Below are 18461 nucleotides of genomic sequence, written 5' to 3'. Positions count from 1 at the left end.
GTTTTTCTCTGTGTCAGGCTTCCGTCCATGAGGTGTTTACCCAATGGTCGGAATCAGCCATGGTTTACCACTTGATGCTGCAGCTGCATCCGACAATGATCAATAGAATAAACAATACCACAATCAAAACAAAATTGTTTCGACGTGGACGACAGTGGTACATAGGAGCAACCGGCATGTGAGGCATATTGGCACCCATATAAGGTGCGTTCACATTAGCACCCATCGTGTACGGAGCATTAACATTTTCCATGTGAAAACATCCCTTTCGTTTTGTTTCTTTGTCACTATATTGTACTCGCCTAACAGAAAGTTGAGCCCGTCAACCTTAAAAATGGGTGCATGTCACGGGTGTACGAAAGAGGTGGTTCATCTTAATGGATTCACGCTCAGGGGGGCACTTCCCCGGGGGTATGGACACTTCTGCTAATTGAACGGTGCAAGTAAAAGGTGTAGTTCCGAGTCAGGTAATCAAAGCCATCTTCCCCTCTCATGGAACACATTGCTAATAGTTATTTATATTTATTCATAAATAAAATACTGGGTCAAAAGTAGTTATTCACTTATACCCGACTTCTAAAAAAATAAACCATGACACAAAAGATACATTCCACGTTTAAAGTAGGCATTTTTACCCGTGGGGAGTGTTCATCATGGAAAGCTTATAATGAAGGGCTGTTCCAGGTGACCAACCATGAATTCAATACTTGGGTTTATAGATTAACTCATATAAATACTGCCTGAAGGACACGGAAGTCTTATTGTGGTGGACAAGGAACGGCCTTGTTTTATGAATCGTCCGTCCAGCTGAGAACCTGGCTAATGACTGTAAGGAAGGGCGGGTGATCAGGCCTGATAAATAAGCGGATTGCTGGCTGTCGGGTCTTCTTTTTGTATTCAAACCTTCAATCATCTTTCCTTCTGTCCGGATACTGAACCCATGCCCGAAGAATACATCATCACCGAGGGCGATTGCGTTCACACCTCTGAACCATGGAGTACTCGGGCCCACATCAGGATTGTTGAAATACACGACATCCCCCGGAATATAATGATTGGCGAAAAAGGAGTACAAGCCGAGGTCATCATCGGTGTGCCAGCTATATAAGTAAAGGTTTGGAAAGAGAGTGTTGAAGGAAGAGGTGCCCATCGTTTTGAGGAGACCGTGATAATAGTTGATGACACAAGCGGTCGCACACTCGAATTTATATTGAGCACTGTTTTTGAAAATATCACGGATGGCATCAGCAGGGGAAACCTGCCGTCTCAGCAAAAATCCGCCGGCAGTCGTCAGTTGCCAATATTCAGGATTGCAGCGCGCCGTACGAAAAGTGGCAAATGTTGATTCTCCTTCGTCCATTTCTTTTGCGCTGACAATGATGTTCTTTCTGCTTTTAACTTCAAACATGAGTTCCTTTTCTGATGAAAAAGAGTAGAGATTTGGAGTCTTTTGTAAGGCTTCTATGATCGTCGTTTCCGTTGTATCTGCTTTCCACGAATCACCTGGTTGAAAGGGCATCCCGGATACCTGGATCATACGGTTCCTCCTTTGCGAAGTGAAACATCTGTCCTTGTACCTATCGTATTCATAAGAGAGAAGGATAATGTTCAAGCATGCAGTCTAAAGTTTTCGATCCGAATTATTGGTTCACCTTAAATGTGGATAAATTTGGTCTTTTCACACGAAAAGTAAGATCGGAAAAATAAAAAAAGTAAGGTGAAGAGTAAGATAGCGTTTTCATACAAAGGTTTTATTTCAATTATGTTACTTAACTTTATATTTACATACTAATTATGGGAGTTTCACCCGCTTTTAGGCATGGGTGTTTATTTACCGGAAAGAGAAGGTCGATCCTTAAAAAGTCTTGACTTATGTAAATACAGTGTAAACGCCTACCTACCTTCCGCTTAGTTTTTTAACTCATTAAAACAGAGGGAAAAGGCGCTGTGACACTGAAAAAAATCTGATATTCCCTCCTTATGACCTACAAAAACCCGCCTCTGATATCGTTTGCTAATTATTCAGACAATGAAATAAGCTTGAAATGTGGATGTTATGCCACAAAAACAAAAACGAGGTGATTGCTTTGAAGAAGAAACAGCGAACGAAAAATGTGGGCAGAAGTTTAGCTACGGTGACGGTAGCGACAACACTTCTACTTCCGGCTGTCATTCCGGAATCCAATGTACAAGCGGTAGCGGATACCTACCCGGAGAAAGAGTTGGACAAGGCGGCGGCCATGCAGCAAAAGCTTATGGTTCAATCGGTGGAAACAGTTGAAGATGGTGTGAAGATTGTTTTATCCGATAACTATAAGGCTCACATCAAGCTTAAGACTGATGACGTAGCTAAAATTTCGATCTTGAAGCAGGGAGAAGAGGAAAAAGAAACGGCTGCGATTACAGAAAACGATTGGGATACTCCAAATTTTGAAATGGAAGAAGATGATGAGACCATTTCTGTTTCTACTGATGAGATCACCGTGAAAATTAGTAAGAAGCCGTTTGGCATCAAGTTCCTGGATAGTGAAGGAAATGTCATCAACCAGGACAACCAGGAATATGGTGCAGGTTATGAAGAAGGAAAACCATATGTGTTTAAAGACACATCGAACGAAGAAGCTTTCTATGGTTTTGGAGAGCAGGCGGGTGACCTGAACCGCCGTGGAGACAGCATGGGTATGTGGAATAATGATGCTTATAATTATAAAGAAGATACAAAATACTTATATACGACGATTCCGTTTTTTATCGGGCTCAAAGATGAGAAAGCGTATGGAATCTTTTTTGATAATAGTCATCGCTCGTATTATGAGATGGCTAGTGAGAGCGATGATTACTACTACTTTTACGCCAATGACGGTCAACTATCCTACTATTTCGCCTATGGACCGGAAATCCAGGATGTGTTGACGCGCTACAGTCAGCTCACAGGGACGATGCAGCGACCTCCGAAATGGTCGATTGGACTTCACCAGAGTAAATGGGGATACGAAACAGCGGATGAGATCAAAGGAATTGTAGAGAAGTACCGTGAAAAAGATATCCCACTTGATGGGGTACACTTGGATATCGACCACATGGATGGTTACCGCAATTTCACTTGGGGAGAAGACTTCACTGAAGATCCTGCCGCTTTCAACCAGTGGCTTGAGGATAAAGGTGTGAGTTCTGTTGCGGTCAGTGACCCTGGTATTAAAGTGGATGAAGGTTACTACATGTACGATGAAGGTACAACGAATGAATATTGGGCTAAGAATCCGGACGGCTCCCCTTATGTTGGAGAAGTGTGGCCTGGAGATTCTGTCTTCCCTGACTTTGCTAAGGAAAATGTCCGTGATTGGTGGGCGGAGAGCCACCGTCGTATCTTTGATGCAGGGGTCGATGGCATTTGGAACGACATGAATGAACCTGCTGTATTTGACACACCTACAAAAACTCAACCTCTGGATGTACAATACGGAGACATGCTGCACTCCGAATTCCACAACATGTTTGCTCATTACGAAGCGATGTCCTCAGACAAAGCCTTCGATATTTTAAAACCCAACAAACGGCCGTTTGTTCTTACACGTGATATGTACGCGGGATCTCAACGCTACAGCACACTATGGACAGGTGATAACGAAAGCTCCTGGGAATCCATGCGTTTAGCTATTCCGATGAATAACAATGTCGGTTTATCCGGTGTACCATTTGTCGGAAATGATATTGGAGGATTCGCCAAGCGTCCGAGCCCTGAACTTTTCGCTCGTTGGATTGAATTCGGAGTCTTTGTTCCTTTCTCCCGTATTCATGCCGATAACGGTAGTACGGTAGCCTTCGATCCGGATGCGAAGGATATTCCAGGGCAGGAACCATGGCAGTATGGCGAAGAAGTAGAAGCCATCAGTAAGAAATATATTGAGCAGCGTTACAAGCTGATGCCATACTTGTATAATGCCTTCGTTGAAGCCAGTGAAAATGGCACGCCTGTCCAACAGCCGCTGGTCTATCAGTTCCATGAAGATGAAAACACGTATGACATCAACCAGCAGTTCATGTTCGGATCCTCTCTCATGATAGCTCCTGTTGTAGAAGAGGGCGCGACATCAAGAGACGTCTATCTTCCTGAAGGAGAAACGTGGGTCGATTATTGGACTGGAGAAGAACATGAAGGTGGACAGACGATCAATCGAGAAGCTGACCTTGGCACGCTTCCTCTGTACGTTAAAAAAGGAGATATCGTTCCTCATCGTAATGTGCAAAAACATACAGGTGAGAAGCCTCTGGAGAACTTGATTCTTGATACTTATCTTGATGACGAGTCTACTTATACTTTCATTGAAGACGATGGAGAGACGGAAGATTACAAGAATGGTGAATTTAATCAAACCGCTTTTCATGTAAAGCGTAAAGGAAAGCATGTAGAATTCACATCTAATCAAGAAGTCTCCAATTATGATTCAGCTCTTGAAACATACACATTGAAATTAAACAATGAAAATATGCCGAGAAAAGTCCAGGCTGCTTCTACGAAGTATAAAGAAGTAGATTCTGAAGATGAAGTGAAGAATAACGAAAACACTTACTATTATGATGAAGAAAATGGAACGACGTTTGTCAACGTACCTGTAGACGAAACGAAAAAAGTGAAAATCTTCTTCCATAATGATAAGAAAACAGCTAAAGGTAAGAATAAAAATTAAGTGAAGATGGAAAGGTCCAGAGCAAAAGGCTCCTGGGCCTTTTCTATTTTTTATATAAATGATCCTTACCAAAAGTAAGGTGGGAAGGAGAGGATGTTATAAAAATTTATTTATGTGGGACATCTCGGATAGAGGGATATTTGAAATAAAAACGACCAAACCCGAAGATTTGGTCGTTTGCGTGCTGGATCAAGATGTTCAGTATCCTGAATGAGCGAGCACAGGAGACTCTGTGCGTTTTCCTTCTCTCCAAAAATAGCCGAGGACGGCACCGATCAATGCGGGCAGCATCCAGCCTAGTCCGATTTCGTAAAGCGGGAGGTACATACTATAGAATTCACTTACCGATTCCAGCAACGGATTGGCTGCACCAGGGATCGTTCCTAGAAGCGCGTTGTAGCCATCGATGGTACTGACGAAAACGGTCAGCATCATTGCTCCGGCATAGACTGTACGTTTATGATTGAACAGTTTGGAACTGAGTCCGAGCAGAATCAGCACAATCGCCATTGGATACAAGAACATCAGTACAGGGATCGCATACTGGATGATGTTCGTCAGACCGAAGTTCGCGATCATGAACGACATCAAGGAAAGAATCAGCACGAATGTCTTATAGCTGATTTTCGGATAGATCGTATGGAAAAATTCACTGCAGGCGATAATCAGTCCGATACTTGTTTTCAAACACGCAAGGACAATGATGATGGCGAGTAAAATCGCGCCATACGGACCGAAGAAATGCTCAGCAACCGCGGCAAAAGTAAGACCGCCATTTTCCAGGTTTCCGACGACAGCTACGCTTGAAGCTCCCATGTAGGCAATGAGACCGTAAATAAGCATCATAAGCACCATGGCGAAGATTCCTGATTTCCATGTCGTTTGGGCAATCGCCTTCGTATCGGTAATTCCCATGTGACGGATCGCGGTGATCACCACAATCCCGAGTGCCAGTCCACCAAGGGCATCCATCGTATTATAACCTTCCGTGAATCCTGTCATGAAAGGGGCCGAGGCATAATCACCGGTCGGCGCTCCGAAATTACCCATCGGTTTGACGATGGCGGTAATGATGAGAATGGATAAAAACAGCAAAAATGTCGGCGTTAAGTATTTTCCGATAATATCCATGACTTTGGCTGAGTTCAGGGAAAAATAATAGACGAGTGCAAAAAATACAAAACTGAACACCGCAAGCCACAATTGGGTCTGTTCGGGTTGGATGAAGGGTTCAAATCCGACGACGAAAGGAACGGTTGCTGTTCGCGGGATCGCGAAAAAAGGACCAATCGTCAAATAGAGAATGACAGCGAAAGAGATTCCGAATAACGGATGGATCCGGCCTGCCAGGTCATTCAAGCCTTGACTACCAGACAATACAATCGCGAGGATTCCCATTAAAGGTAGAGCAATCGCTGTTACAAGAAACCCGATCAATGCCGGCCAGAATGAGGTTCCTGCCATTTGGCCCAGTTGAATGGGGAAGATTAAATTGCCCGCACCGAAGAAGAGCCCGAAAAGCATCGTCCCGATAACGGCATACGTAGAGAATGAGTTTTTTTGTTTCATAGGTTCGTTCCTTTCTTGATGTAATGGTTTGCTTTAAAGGAATAAAGATAATCCTAACAAGAATCTCCTCAGGGGACAATAGACTTTTCGATATTCTTAGAAAATAATCGGATGGCAGCGTTTTCTCTATGGATAAAACTAAAAGGACTTCCTGAATAAGGAAGTCCTTTTACGGTTGGCTCGATATTTATGGCAGGCTCCTGAAAAAATCGCCTGTTCTCTATGCGTCTCTTTGAGTCAGTTGATGATCATTGTTTCCACATTCCGGACACTGCGTCCAAACAACATAAGCCGTTTTATCTTCAAATTCTTTAGGGACCACTTTAATAACTTTAAGAACATTGTGGTAGCAGCTCGTGCATCTTTCCTGGATGGACTGCCCCACCTTAATTTCTGACATACGCTCACTCCTGATCACTTATTTCAAATGAGTACCGAAGTCTCAAGAGTTTTTCTAGTATAACGTTTATAAGCAGATGAGTCAAAGTGAAGAAGTCTTCCATATGGAAGGGCTCTGTTTTATTCAGACAATTAGGAATTATATGTTAAAATATTGAAGGACTAACGACTTTAAACAAGATTTGGTAACAAAAAAGGGGGGAGATCCACCAAATCTACAATTCAATAAATCAACACATTTACGAACGTGATGAAAAGGAGATAAAACCATGGAATTCTTGACGAAACAGTCAATCACAGAATTAGAACAAATCAACCGTGCGCTGGAAAACGAAAGGGTAAACCTATTAGCCGGAGAATCGGATATCAAACGCTTGGGGGAAGGTGCCTGGCACTATGCTTACTTAATCGAGAGTGATCAGCTTGTCCTTCGAATTCCTAAGAAGTTTGCGTATGATCAAGCCGTCGACTTCAACCGGGATCAATTGATGGCGGAATATGGCTCTACCGAAGCCTTTTACAAGACAGCGAACCAGGCGCAGAAAGGCATGTGCCCTGAACACTTCAATTATTTTATTAATGAAGATCTTACCTACACGATTGAAACTTATGTGGGTGCAACACTGGGACTGGAAGGACAGACACAACCACAATCGAGGCAATATGGAAGGGAGATGGGGGAGTTCTTCCGCGCCCTTGAAGAAATCGATCCTCCTTATGAAGGAATCGGATATTTGGAAATCGGAGAAAACGGGGAACTGAAAGGCGGTCTCGACATGGATCTGAGCGCGTGTATCGTCGAAGAGAGAGAAGAGTATGAAGGAGAACTTCAAGTCCTTCTTTCAAGTGCTTATGCATTCAATAAAGAAAAAGTAGCTGCCACCGGAAAGAAATTAATCCCCAACCGGTCCATCGACCATGAAAAGCGGATCCTGACCAATCAGGACACTTCACCTGAGAATTTGATCTTCACAAAAAGCGGTGTGAAAATGATCGACCCTTTTCCAATCCTTTACACAGGGACTTCGCTGGCCGCTAACCATGTGTTTAATTATCATACCTTTTTCCAAACGGTCTACGATACCAGGAGATATGCAAAAGGAAACTATCATCGCCACGCCCCTCTGTTGAGAGCTCATGCAGATGGATTTATAGATGGATATGCGCAAGGTTCAATACAGAAGCAGACGGATTTACATATTGAAGTGTTCCTGAAGCTTGTGACGATGGCTCATACTCATTTTGAATTGCTTCAGGAAGATAGGTTGACACAAGAGCAGATCATCCGGTTTGGAACGAAAGAACAAATCGAAAAGCGTCTGTATATCTACCTCGCCGAGTTAGAGAATTTTTAAGAAAGAAGCGGGCTTGGGAAAAGGAGGAGAGGAGCTTTGGGAAAAGAGGGAAACGAGCAGGTTTTAACACTGGACATCCTGCCCTTACATAAAGCGGTGGAGGACGAAGCCAGAAATCTCATTTTGGCCGGGTTTTTGGAGCGCTTCGGTTTTATCGATCATTCTCTGAACCCCGACTTAAAAGATATGATGGGCACCTATAGTAAGGAAGGTCATGTATTCTTTGTTGCTCTTGATGATGGTGAGCTTGTAGCGACGGGAGCCGTTACGAAAGAAGGTCATCGGGTAGGGAGAATTGAACGGATGCCGGTGAAGGGTGCCTATCGAAGAAGGGGCATCGCTCAAAGGATGCTTACGAAGCTTGAAGATGCGGCTCGATCCAGCAAGTATGAGAGGCTTGTATTGGAGACGAACAACTCATGGGAAAGTGCTGTACGGCTTTATACATCCAATGGCTATCACCTTGTTTCAGATGATGGCCAGCGTTTCCATTTTGAAAAAAACTTAGCGACGTAAGATGTCGCAATAAGAATGAGGATTTCTATCAATCATGTAAGGGGAGAGGTCGATGAAAACAGGAGATGTGTACACGTGGAAGCGCACGTTTACGAATGAGGAGGTATTGGAGTTCGGCCGGATTTCCGGTGATCAGGGGAGACATCATGTGGAACCGGATGACGAGGGAAGGCTGATGGTTCAAGGCCTATTAACGGCGACGATTGGAACGAAGATCGGTGGGGATTTACACTACATTGCAAGAGATATGGTCAGTGAATTTTTACGCCCTGTTTTTACTGGGGATACGATTACCTGTGAAGTGACCTTGGAAAAGGTTTTTCAGGCGGAAGGGCATAAGAAAGTGGAAATGAAGTCTGTTTATCGCAATCAAAAAGGGAAAGAAGTGTTGATTGGTTCGAGTCATGGAATCACCAGGGATTAGTATTTAGCGGGGAAGGCCTGATCTCTCTTGAGTGCTGGATGTATGGATGGCCTGCCCCGCATGCTGAAGATGCAACGGACTGAATGCCAGGAACGAATTCTATTCCTGAAGAAAAGGAATGGTCATTCTAAAAGGATGGCTTTCTTTGCTATGCCTTAAATTAATGAATCAGTCCTTATAAATTAAGATGTACCGAATGGTTTACTGTGCTTCTATAGAAAGATGACTTCTAAATTCCATTGATCCTTTTTCTAAAACACGTCCACCGGGCTAAGCTCTTAGACATTATTTTTTTGTGATTCTGAAGAAGAATCACTCCCCCCAAGAAGGGATGTTCTATCGTAACAGCTCAGCTTCCTTCTGAGTATTTCTTGATTTAGTAGTTCAATGAAATCAGGGCGAAGTTCAAGTTTTTGGGCTTGAATATAAGTTTTTCTTAGCATTTGGTCGCTTAACTCTCTCACCCTCAACTTTCCTCCTTCAGGAATGATTATGGGTATCCTTTAATTAACAAAAGAGTGATCTCTTTGTTCCGTTTGAGATTGGTTTTCTATAAAGAGCGAAAATAATGATAGATATTCTGAATCAAAATGAATGTTTACATAGCTCTTTAGGTTTGAAAGATACTGCACATAAGTGAAATTGGATGTATGGGTATTCATGGAAGACATATTTGTATAGGCATCGATAATTCGTACAATTTTTGCTGAATCGGGAATGCTGTGATGTGTAAGCTGAGTGGGATAGCCCGTTCCATTTATGTTTTCGTGATGATGAAGGATTAATCGTGGATCTATATCAATTTCCGGGTACTGAGAGACGATGTTTAAACTATATTCGGGATGCTTTTTTATTAGGGTCGAGTCATATCGTGTTAATGCATGTTGATGATCTAACATGGAGGGAGGAAGCAACAGATTTCCAATATCCCTCATAAGGACGGAGCGTAAGAATTTAATGGTTAAGCATTCATTTAATGAAGAGAATCTACAAAAATCATAATACATCGTTGTGGTCATAATGGAATGTTCATAAGATTCTTCGTGGTGCTTTTTCAGTTTACATAACAATTTTTTTATTGGAGGTGAGTATAAATAGAGCAGATGTGAATCCATTTGCTCTTTATTATTTTTCATTCTATAGCCTCCTGAGACAACCGCAATATTCCTGTCATTTCAAGCTTTGATTCATTTGGTTGTCAAGTTAGAGTTCGTATTAGTGGGTTCCAGACCTCTCCAAAATGTGTCGAATATGGTTTGAAGCAACTGTTCCTTTTCTGGTACTGCGTCATAAACGTGAGACAGAGTGGCCCCTTCCAACAAACAGTAATAGGCACTTGCAAGGTAAAATGGTTCATGCTCAGGTGCGATTTGTTCTGTCTCTATCCCCATTTGAAAAATGCTTTCCAAGTAGGTGACCACAACCTTTTTGGCAAGTTTTAGCTTGTCATCAATGATATCTTTCAAGTCGATCGGTGGAACGATAAGAGCCGTCTGCCAAAAAATAGAGATGAACTTTTCTTTATTGGAAGTCGTATAGGCCGTATATAAAATATCGGATAAGGCTTTCTTTGTATTCGTTTTTCTAATGCTTTTTTTCCTTCGGTCCCAATACTCGTAGTGGAATTCCAATAAGTGATCTAACACGGCAAGATACAAATCTTCCTTGCTGTTGAAATAACTATAGATGGATGATTTAGTAATCTGTGATTCTTTTGCAATGAGAGCCATCGAAGCCCCTTGGTAACCATGGACAGCAAAGAATTGAAGAGCATTCTGAATGATCGCTTGTTTTGTTTTCATAAGTTCCCCCCAGTAAATATTGATTGTTCTATCTTTCATTATAAAGGATTACATGATGAGAGGAACATAATGTGTTAGGTTTCCGAACGGTCGGTCATGTGATGGCAAAAAATGAGATTGATTGAATGGTGCGTGGATCCTTGCTGTAGTCATTAAGAATCAATGAGTAAATGATTTTTTAATGGTGTTTCATATTTAAAAAGAGACATCCCTCCTTATAAATCTCCATCAAAGAGGTTATTCTTATATTATTTTTAACACTTTATTTGATCATTGATAATAGGTCTAAAGTTCTTATTTCTGAAAAATCTAACAATAGATGCGCTTTTGGAATTTCAAGTTATGAACCGAACGGTCGGTTGTTAATAATGATGGGAGTTGGTAGCTCTGCCCATATGCCGAAAACATCTTGTGATTTACTTGCTTTGTGTAGGGTTTCCTAAGAAGTGGACGATTTAGTCTGTGACATAAAGAAAGCCGGCCCTTTGAGGCCGGCTTTTATTGGTATTCAAACATTTCATGTAGACGGGGCAAGAGTTTAGGGCTGCACCCAAATCGTAAGCGAGCTCACTTATCAATAATCGTAATGCCCTGTTTTTCATACAAACGTTTGATATCCGCATGTACATTTTCTGTGATTAAGTACGTCAAATGGTCGGTTGGACAGACGATGTGGTTGGAAACGGTATCCAGCTTATCATTGGTCACCATGCCTAGAACTTCTGTGGAAATCGACGCCATTTTCCGTTTGATCAGTGCTTCTGATGAACGTGGGATACTGATTCCGATTTCAGGATCTATGTTGTAAATGCCCATGATATATAGATCTGCTCTCATCGTATTCAGTGCTTCATAGGTGTCGATCCCTAAATTCACCATCGACTGTTTGAATAAGGTCCCTCCAATCATGATGACCTCGATGTCGTTGTGATTGGAAAGGGCCATTGCTATCGGCGGGCTGTTGGTAATCACGGTCCCTTTTAAAGATAAAGGAAGCTGGTGGACCAGTTGTAAGTTCGTTGTCCCTCCATCGATTAACAGGACCATATCATCTTCAATATATTGTAGGGCTTTGTTCGCCAAATTTGATTTCGTTTCATTGAAAATTTCCTGTCTTGTAGAAAAGTCCTGGACGGGAGGTCCCTTTCTTAATGCTCCGCTATGAACTCTTTTGATGACGCCTTGGCTGTCTAATTCTTTCAAGTCTCTTCTAATGGTATCTTCTGAAACAGACAGCCGTCTGCTTAAGTCGCTGGCAATGACTTTGTGCTCTTCATTTACTATATCGATAATGGTTTGCTGGCGTTCTTGTTTAAGCATACACGAAAGACTCCTTCTTTGATTTCTTCCAGTATATCACGGATCTTCGCTTTCACAAATCACAAAACAGCATTAAGGTGCAAATAAAAGCAAAAACATGCAAGAAAACGCTTTACATTTTCTTGTTCATGCCTTAATATTTTGACAAAGGCGCATAAACACAAATAAGGAGGCACAAACATGCAAAGAAATATAACGATTGCACCGTCCATCATGTGTGCGGATCTCTGCAATCTTGAGAAGAGTGTCAGAGAGATTGAAGAAGCGGGATTGGATACGTTACACATTGATATAATCGACGGAACCTTCAGTCCAAGCATGCCCCTCGGAATCAACACGATTGAACAATTAAGAAAAATAACGGATATGAAATTCGATGTTCATATAATGGCCAGCACCAATGAATTCTTTATACAGGAGATGCTGCGGATCGGGGTGGAACAAATCACCTTCCATGTGGAGACAAGCTTCCACCTTGACCGTTACATCAATTTGATTAAAAAGCATGATACCAAAGTGGGACTCGCATTGAACCCAGCTACACCATTATCGGTCCTGGATTATGTTTTACCGCAAGTAGACACAGTTCTCTTGATGCTCATAAACCCTGGATTTGCGACAGATAAAGGTGAAAAGCAAGTTTCGTATGCTACGAAAAAAGTAGAGGATTTGGCTAAGCTGATCCGCTCCAAAGATTTAGATACGAAGATTGAAGTGGACGGCCGCGTATCCTTGAATACGATTCCGACACTGGTCAGAGCCGGAGCGGACCTCCTGGTGGCCGGAAGTACGAGTTTGTTTGAAAAGAGCAATAGCTTAAAAGGTAACAAAAAATTGATGGAATCACTGATACAAGAGGGATTGCATGAGGAGGTTGGAATCAATGGTTAACTATAAGGAAGCAGCAGGAGTCATTACTAATGAAATCACATCCACATTGAACAACGTGGACAGTCAGGAGATTGAACGTTTGATCGAACAGATCAATCAAGCAGAAAAAGTATTCTTCGTAGGTGTAGGACGGGTGCTTTTATCATTGAAATCCATCGCTAAAAGGTTGGCGCACCTCGGTGTTCAGACCTACGTGGTAGGGCAGATCACAGAACCGGCCATGACGGAGAAGGACCTGTTGATCGTTGGATCAGGCAGCGGAGAAACAGCATTTCCTCTCATTATTGCCAAAAAAGCGAAAGAACTGAATGCAACAGTCGCCCACATCGGTGCGAATCCAAATAGTTCCATGAGCCAATACGCTGATGTGTTCGTACGTCTTCCTATTAGTTCCAACCCGGATACAGATGAAGAAGTACAGTCCCAGCAGCCGATGAAGAGTCTATTTGAGCAAAGTCTTCTTCTCTTAGGGGATACTATCGCTTTAATGATGGTCAAAAAAGAGAACATCGAACTGCATTCGCTTTGGGAATACCACGCGAACTTAGAATAGTAGACATATGCAAATTCCAAGCCCCTTTGAAAAGAAAGGAAGATCAGAGGGGCTGGTCAAGGAATCCTTAGGCGAGTCCTCAATCTACCAATATGCAGATGAGAGAATATGTAAAATTATACAAAAAGGGTTATTTTTCTTTTTTCTCTATAGACGCTCTTCCATTGTCCTATTATACTGATTTTTATGGTTTATTGGCGCTTGGACGATTGAAAAGAACCTGACGTAAAGGAGGCCCACAAATGAAAGCGCTACATTTTGGAGCAGGGAATATCGGGCGAGGCTTAATCGGATATCTCCTGAACAAGACGGGATATGAAATCTGTTTTGTGGATGCAGACCACCAGTTGGTCGAAAGCATCAATGCCAAAAAGCAGTATGTGATCGAGTTACTAGATGAAAATCACACGAAGGAGACCGTTTCTCCTGTGAGAGCCCTGCATACAAGTGCTCAGAATGAAATCATCGAAGCTATTGTAGAAGCGGATTTCATCACGACATCTGTAGGAGCACAGAATCTTTCAAGAATTGCTCCAATCTTATCAAAAGGGCTTCTGTTAAGAAAGCAACAAAACAAACCTATCATCGATGTGATGGCCAATGAAAATACCATAAATGCTTCTTCTCAACTGAAAGAAGAAGTGAAAAAAATAGTTTCCGAACAACAAATGGATGAAATCATATCTTCCGTTGGTTTTCCGAACTCCGCGATTGACCGTCTTTCGCTATCTGAAAAACGAAAGGAAGGGGAGATCGCCCTTGTTGAACCCTATTATGAATGGATCATCAACCGTTCTGAGATGGTGAATAAGGAGCTTCCCCCAGTGGAAAATGCCGTCTACGTGGACACGTTGAAACCACACATCGAGCGCAAGTTGTACATGGTGAACATGGGGCACGCGACCACAGCGTACATGGGGTATTTGAAAGGCTATCCAACCATTCAACGGGCCTTACAGGATGCCGAGCTGGAGGAGTTCTTAAGGGAAACCCTTCATGAGTCTGCCCGCTATTTCACCCACATCCATGATATGGACGATCAGGGGTTGGAAGCGTTTATTGAAAAAACCATCGATCGCTTCAAAAGTGAAAACATCAGCGATGATGTTTTACGTGTAGGAAGGGCTCCAATCCGGAAGCTCGGGTCAGAGGAACGGTTAGTCAAACCAGCTAGAGTCCTTTATGATATGGACCTGCCGATCGTAAACCTGACCACTGCGATCGCGGCCGCGCTTTTATTTGATAACCCTGAAGATGAGGAATCTGTCACACTTCAAAATTATATGGAAGATCAGGGGATCGAAGCGGCCATCGCTCATTTCACTGAATGGAACGATGACATTGTCTTATCGAAAATCAAGAATCAATATTTACAATTGAAACAAGAACAACCGCTGAAAAGCTGAATGGAAAGGGTGCTGACAATATGCTAAGCCAACAATTGCAAGGAAATATTCATTTTTTAAATTCTGTAAGTACATGGGAGGAAGCGATCAAAGAATCAGCAGCTCCTTTGCTGGATGATGGATCGATCACTCCTAAATATGTGGAGGATATGATTCAAAACGTTAACGAAAATGGACCGTATATCGTCATCGTTCCATGAATCGCTATGCCTCATGCCAAAAATGAAGACGGCGTTGTCAAAAAAACAGGGATTTCGCTTCTGAAGTTAGAAGAGGCCGTGCCGTTTCCAGAAAATAAAAAGGTCAACCTTCTGTTCACACTAGCTGCAGAAGATACTTCCGGCCACTTAGACTTGATTTCCGATTTATCTTCCTTGCTGATCGAAGATGACGTGAGAGAAAAACTGGAACAATCAAACAGTGAACAGGAAATTCTGGATCTGCTTCAAACGGTAGAATAAGCCAAGTCACTTGATCGTAAATCGATGATTTTTCATATTTTAAATTTGAAAGGGATGAGAAAGATGGCAAGTCCAGCTAAGGCAACAACAGATAGCAATGTAGTAGATATGAATCGTCCTTCGGCAAGGGCCAGAGTGCAAGCTTTCGGTGGCTTTTTAACCAATATGGTTTTGCCGAACATCGGCGCATTTATCGCCTGGGGTCTGTTGACCGCTTTGTTTATACCGACAGGTTGGATCCCCAATGAGCAGTTGGCGCAAATTGTCGGTCCAGCCATTAAATTTCTGCTTCCGTTGCTTCTCGCCATAACCGGCGGCCGTATGGTCGGTGGCCAACGAGGAGCAGTTATGGGGGCGATCGGTGCCATTGGATTGATCGTCGGATCCGATATTCCTATGTTCTTAGGCGCGATGGTGATCGGTCCTTTAGGCGGCTTGATCATAAAGAAATTTGACCGTGCGATGGAAAACAGAATTCCTGCCGGGTTTGAGATGATTGTGAACAACTTCTCCCTTGGTATCCTAGGGTTCTTGCTAATGATCGTATCGTTCCTGTTTATCGGTCCAGTGATCGAATCGGCGAACAACTTCGTCACTTCAGCCATTGAAGCTTTGGTGGCTACCGGGTTACTGCCTTTGCTTTCTTTGATTAACGAACCGGCAAAAGTATTGTTCCTGAATAACGTGATCGACCAGGGAATTTATTATCCGCTCGGCATGCAGGCGGCAGCTGAAACAGGCAAGTCCATCTACTTTACGGTCGCGTCCAACCCAGGACCAGGCCTTGGATTGCTGCTTGCGTTTACATTCTTCGGTAAAAAGACGGCTCGACGAACCGCACCAGGTGCAATCATTATTCATTTCTTCGGCGGTATCCATGAACTATACTTCCCTTACGTATTAATGAAACCCCTTACAATCATCGGGATGATCGCCGGGGGGTGCGACAGGGATCGCCGTGTTCAGTGTGTTTGATGCAGGGCTCGTCGCAGGACCAAGTCCAGGCTCGATCTTCGCTTACCTGGGACTTACTCCTAAAGGAAGCTTTATCGGCATCATCGCCGGCGTTCTTGCTGCCGCTGCTGTCACCTTCCTGATCACATCGCTGATTTTGAAAATGGAGAAGAACAAAGATGAGGAAGAGGATGAACTTTCCGATTCCATCGAAAAATCTAAAACGATGAAGCAACAAGGGAAACAAGTGGCAAGCAGCAGTAAAAAGGAAGAAAAGATTGATAAAGTTTCCTTCGCGTGTGACGCAGGTGCAGGAAGCAGTGCCCTGGGGGCCACGACCTTCAGAAAGAAACTACAAAAAAGAGGAATCGACGGGATTGAAGTGAAACACTACAGAATTGAAGATGCACCAAAAGATTCAAACATTATCGTCGTTCATAAAGATCTCTATGACCGGGCGAAACACGCGCACCAAGACAAAGAGATTATCACAATTGAAAATTATATTAGTGATCCAAACCTGGAGGAATTGCTCGACAGGTTGGAGAATCGGTAATAAACTAATTCTTTAAAAGAAGGTTCATTTGGGAACCTTCTTTTTTATTTGTGATGAGGGGAACCGTTCTGATAATTATCTTGAAGCTGAGTCTTTCGCTAACGGGCAGGTTAGTTGAAGACTCAGTTTCAAGATAAATTTTTGTTTTTGCGATTGTGTTGTGTAAAATAAATGAATTTTTCAATCTAATAATGAGGAATAAAGAAGGCAGCATTAAATTAATTTAATGCTGCCTTTTCCTGTGAAATTTTAGCTCGCTTTTTTTTGACTCTGCAGATTAGATTTGAAAAACCACTTCATCATAGGTGGAGTGGCAATTGTTGTTACAATGACTACAACAATTATCGTAGCAAATAACTCTTGTGATATAAGGTTTGCACTCAACCCCATTGTAGCAACGATTAGTGCAACTTCACCTCTTGACACCATTGCTGAGCCAATTCCCATTGAACTATTCCAACCAAATCCAGCTAGTTTTGCACCAGTACCAGAACCAACAAACTTAGTTAAAATAGCTAAAATACTTAGCAAAATAATAGGAACTAAATTATCAAGAATACCTGTAAATTCAGCAGAAATCCCAATGTAGGCAAAGAATATTGGTACAAATATAGAGTAACTAATCGTTTCAACTTTTTCAAAAACTTCGTGTTTGAATCCTGTCAAGCCAATTGCTATACCAGCAATATAAGCCCCGATGATATGAGCAACTCCTGTGTATTCTGCCGCATATGCGTACAGGAAACAGACAATAATCGCAGCAGAAATTACTGGTTCATTAATAGGCAAATTAGTAAACTTTTTCATAAAGAAAGGCACGACTTTCCATGCAATAAAAATGGCCACTGTAAAGAATAAGGCCTTCTTTAAAACCAGTGTTGTTAAAGCTACTTCTCCACCACCAGCAAAACTCATTAAAAAGGCCAAAACAATCATAACAATGACATCATCAATGACAGCAGCACCTAAAATTGTAGTTCCTTCTGGTGTTTTTAGTTGGTTCATTTCTTTAAGTGCTTGTACTGAGATACTTACACTCGTTGCAGAAAGTACGACACCTAAAAACCAAGATTGGAGAATCGTTAAATCCATCATCACTCCTGTGAAATATCCGAGAAATAACGGAACAAGTATTCCACCAAGACCTACGAATGTCGATGATTTGCCTGATCGTTTAAATTCGTCGAGATCAGTTTCTAAGCCCGCAATGAACATAAGCAAAATGACACCAATTGTACTAAATGCAGATAAAGTATCTGATGCACCAATTAGTCCAAAAACTGATGGCCCTAACAAAACACCGACAATAATTTGCCCAAGTACGGATGGTTGACCAAATTTCACACTTAAACTTCCGGCAAGTTTCGCCGCAATAATCATGAGTGCTAATTGAAGAATAAACATATGATTCCGCCTTTCAATATTCGTTATTTGCTACAAATAGAACTGCATACCAAAGAACCCGTATCAAAAGACATAGTTATCCCTTGGTGACAGGCTCCTCCAAAAATCTTTTATATAAACTTGTTTATCGAGTCTAATAGCTGGAATATATGCTATTAAATGG

Annotated in this window: 16 protein-coding genes and 2 pseudogenes; 9 read left to right on the top strand and 9 right to left on the bottom strand. The window is 42.2% G+C overall.

Annotated features, from left to right (window positions below; all coding sequences use genetic code 11):
- Nucleotides 1–64 precede the first annotated feature (64 nt).
- Complete coding sequence (locus LC065_RS17640) at nucleotides 65–253, bottom strand: YjcZ family sporulation protein (protein ID WP_226588555.1); 189 nt, start codon at nucleotides 251–253, stop codon at nucleotides 65–67.
- 447 nt (nucleotides 254–700) lie between these two features.
- Nucleotides 701–1537: a protein-glutamine gamma-glutamyltransferase gene (locus LC065_RS17635; RefSeq protein WP_226588557.1), complete on the bottom strand. Its 837-nt coding sequence runs from the start codon at nucleotides 1535–1537 to the stop codon at nucleotides 701–703.
- 550 nt (nucleotides 1538–2087) lie between these two features.
- Between LC065_RS17635 and LC065_RS17630 the strand changes: the two genes are divergently transcribed.
- The gene (locus tag LC065_RS17630; RefSeq protein WP_306163598.1) at nucleotides 2088–4688 is read left to right on the top strand and encodes a glycoside hydrolase family 31 protein; all 2601 of its coding nucleotides are present in this window, start codon (nucleotides 2088–2090) and stop codon (nucleotides 4686–4688) included.
- 198 nt (nucleotides 4689–4886) lie between these two features.
- Here LC065_RS17630 and brnQ read toward each other — a convergent pair whose 3' ends face one another.
- Nucleotides 4887–6257: a branched-chain amino acid transport system II carrier protein gene (brnQ, locus tag LC065_RS17625; protein WP_226588561.1), complete on the bottom strand. Its 1371-nt coding sequence runs from the start codon at nucleotides 6255–6257 to the stop codon at nucleotides 4887–4889.
- Nucleotides 6258–6477: 220 nt separating this feature from the next.
- Nucleotides 6478–6657: an NOB1 family endonuclease gene (locus LC065_RS17620; protein ID WP_226588563.1), complete on the bottom strand. Its 180-nt coding sequence runs from the start codon at nucleotides 6655–6657 to the stop codon at nucleotides 6478–6480.
- A gap of 268 nt (nucleotides 6658–6925) precedes the next feature.
- On the opposite strand from LC065_RS17620, the gene LC065_RS17615 reads away from it, so the two are divergent.
- Genes LC065_RS17615 through LC065_RS17605 form a run of 3 tightly spaced genes read left to right on the top strand, consistent with a single transcriptional unit; the run spans nucleotide 6926 to nucleotide 8951 of the window.
- Complete coding sequence (locus LC065_RS17615; RefSeq protein WP_306163597.1) at nucleotides 6926–8011, top strand: hypothetical protein; 1086 nt, start codon at nucleotides 6926–6928, stop codon at nucleotides 8009–8011.
- Nucleotides 8012–8047: 36 nt separating this feature from the next.
- Complete coding sequence (locus LC065_RS17610; protein WP_226588567.1) at nucleotides 8048–8527, top strand: GNAT family N-acetyltransferase; 480 nt, start codon at nucleotides 8048–8050, stop codon at nucleotides 8525–8527.
- Between the two features lie 52 nt (nucleotides 8528–8579).
- Nucleotides 8580–8951 carry an FAS1-like dehydratase domain-containing protein gene (locus LC065_RS17605; protein WP_226588568.1) on the top strand — a complete coding sequence of 124 codons (372 nt, stop codon included), beginning with the start codon at nucleotides 8580–8582 and terminating at the stop codon, nucleotides 8949–8951.
- A 278-nt stretch (nucleotides 8952–9229) separates the two neighbouring features.
- Here the strand turns inward: LC065_RS17605 and sda are convergent, their stop codons facing one another.
- The 4 genes from sda to LC065_RS17585 all read right to left on the bottom strand — a co-directional run bounded on the left by sda (nucleotide 9230) and on the right by LC065_RS17585 (nucleotide 12073).
- Nucleotides 9230–9415, bottom strand: a complete 186-nt coding sequence (gene sda / locus LC065_RS17600; RefSeq protein WP_306163596.1) for a sporulation histidine kinase inhibitor Sda — start codon at nucleotides 9413–9415, stop codon at nucleotides 9230–9232.
- A 39-nt stretch (nucleotides 9416–9454) separates the two neighbouring features.
- Nucleotides 9455–10087: an HD-GYP domain-containing protein gene (locus tag LC065_RS17595; protein WP_226588570.1), complete on the bottom strand. Its 633-nt coding sequence runs from the start codon at nucleotides 10085–10087 to the stop codon at nucleotides 9455–9457.
- Nucleotides 10088–10138: 51 nt separating this feature from the next.
- A complete protein-coding gene (locus tag LC065_RS17590) occupies nucleotides 10139–10753 on the bottom strand; it encodes a TetR/AcrR family transcriptional regulator (protein ID WP_226588572.1) in 615 nt (204 codons plus the stop codon).
- A 567-nt stretch (nucleotides 10754–11320) separates the two neighbouring features.
- On the bottom strand, nucleotides 11321–12073 hold the full coding sequence (locus LC065_RS17585; RefSeq protein ID WP_226588574.1) for a DeoR/GlpR family DNA-binding transcription regulator: 753 nt from the start codon (nucleotides 12071–12073) through the stop codon (nucleotides 11321–11323).
- Between the two features lie 180 nt (nucleotides 12074–12253).
- On the opposite strand from LC065_RS17585, the gene LC065_RS17580 reads away from it, so the two are divergent.
- The 5 genes and pseudogenes from LC065_RS17580 (at nucleotide 12254) to LC065_RS17560 (ending at nucleotide 16894) form a co-directional block, all read left to right on the top strand.
- A complete protein-coding gene (locus LC065_RS17580; RefSeq protein ID WP_226588576.1) occupies nucleotides 12254–12964 on the top strand; it encodes a ribulose-phosphate 3-epimerase in 711 nt (236 codons plus the stop codon).
- A complete protein-coding gene (hxlB, locus tag LC065_RS17575) occupies nucleotides 12957–13517 on the top strand; it encodes a 6-phospho-3-hexuloisomerase (RefSeq protein ID WP_226588578.1) in 561 nt (186 codons plus the stop codon). Before LC065_RS17580 ends, hxlB begins: the two co-directional genes overlap by 8 nt.
- A gap of 242 nt (nucleotides 13518–13759) precedes the next feature.
- Entirely contained in the window at nucleotides 13760–14923 is a 1164-nt protein-coding gene (locus LC065_RS17570) for a mannitol-1-phosphate 5-dehydrogenase (RefSeq protein WP_226588580.1), read from the top strand.
- 20 nt (nucleotides 14924–14943) lie between these two features.
- Nucleotides 14944–15384, top strand: a pseudogene (locus LC065_RS17565) (PTS sugar transporter subunit IIA).
- A gap of 108 nt (nucleotides 15385–15492) precedes the next feature.
- Nucleotides 15493–16894: pseudogene (locus LC065_RS17560) on the top strand (PTS mannitol transporter subunit IICB).
- 249 nt (nucleotides 16895–17143) lie between these two features.
- Here the strand turns inward: LC065_RS17560 and LC065_RS17555 are convergent.
- A complete protein-coding gene (locus LC065_RS17555) occupies nucleotides 17144–18298 on the bottom strand; it encodes a cation:proton antiporter (RefSeq protein WP_226588584.1) in 1155 nt (384 codons plus the stop codon).
- Between the last annotated feature and the right edge of the window lie 163 nt (nucleotides 18299–18461).

Source organism: Halobacillus litoralis (genome assembly GCF_020524085.2).
Classification (GTDB): Bacteria; Bacillota; Bacilli; order Bacillales; family Halobacillaceae; genus Halobacillus; species Halobacillus litoralis_E.
This window is presented reverse-complemented; position numbering and strand designations above follow the sequence as displayed.

Coding starts and splice junctions, on each gene's coding strand:
- LC065_RS17640 (WP_226588555.1), bottom strand. CDS start 253: ATGGAAAATGTTAATGCTCCGTACACGATGGGTGCTAATGTGAACGCA.
- LC065_RS17635 (WP_226588557.1), bottom strand. CDS start 1,537: ATGATCCAGGTATCCGGGATGCCCTTTCAACCAGGTGATTCGTGGAAA.
- brnQ (WP_226588561.1), bottom strand. CDS start 6,257: ATGAAACAAAAAAACTCATTCTCTACGTATGCCGTTATCGGGACGATG.
- LC065_RS17620 (WP_226588563.1), bottom strand. CDS start 6,657: ATGTCAGAAATTAAGGTGGGGCAGTCCATCCAGGAAAGATGCACGAGC.
- LC065_RS17615 (WP_306163597.1), top strand. CDS start 6,926: ATGGAATTCTTGACGAAACAGTCAATCACAGAATTAGAACAAATCAAC.
- LC065_RS17605 (WP_226588568.1), top strand. CDS start 8,580: ATGAAAACAGGAGATGTGTACACGTGGAAGCGCACGTTTACGAATGAG.
- LC065_RS17595 (WP_226588570.1), bottom strand. CDS start 10,087: ATGAAAAATAATAAAGAGCAAATGGATTCACATCTGCTCTATTTATAC.
- LC065_RS17590 (WP_226588572.1), bottom strand. CDS start 10,753: ATGAAAACAAAACAAGCGATCATTCAGAATGCTCTTCAATTCTTTGCT.
- LC065_RS17585 (WP_226588574.1), bottom strand. CDS start 12,073: ATGCTTAAACAAGAACGCCAGCAAACCATTATCGATATAGTAAATGAA.
- LC065_RS17580 (WP_226588576.1), top strand. CDS start 12,254: ATGCAAAGAAATATAACGATTGCACCGTCCATCATGTGTGCGGATCTC.
- hxlB (WP_226588578.1), top strand. CDS start 12,957: ATGGTTAACTATAAGGAAGCAGCAGGAGTCATTACTAATGAAATCACA.
- LC065_RS17570 (WP_226588580.1), top strand. CDS start 13,760: ATGAAAGCGCTACATTTTGGAGCAGGGAATATCGGGCGAGGCTTAATC.
- LC065_RS17555 (WP_226588584.1), bottom strand. CDS start 18,298: ATGTTTATTCTTCAATTAGCACTCATGATTATTGCGGCGAAACTTGCC.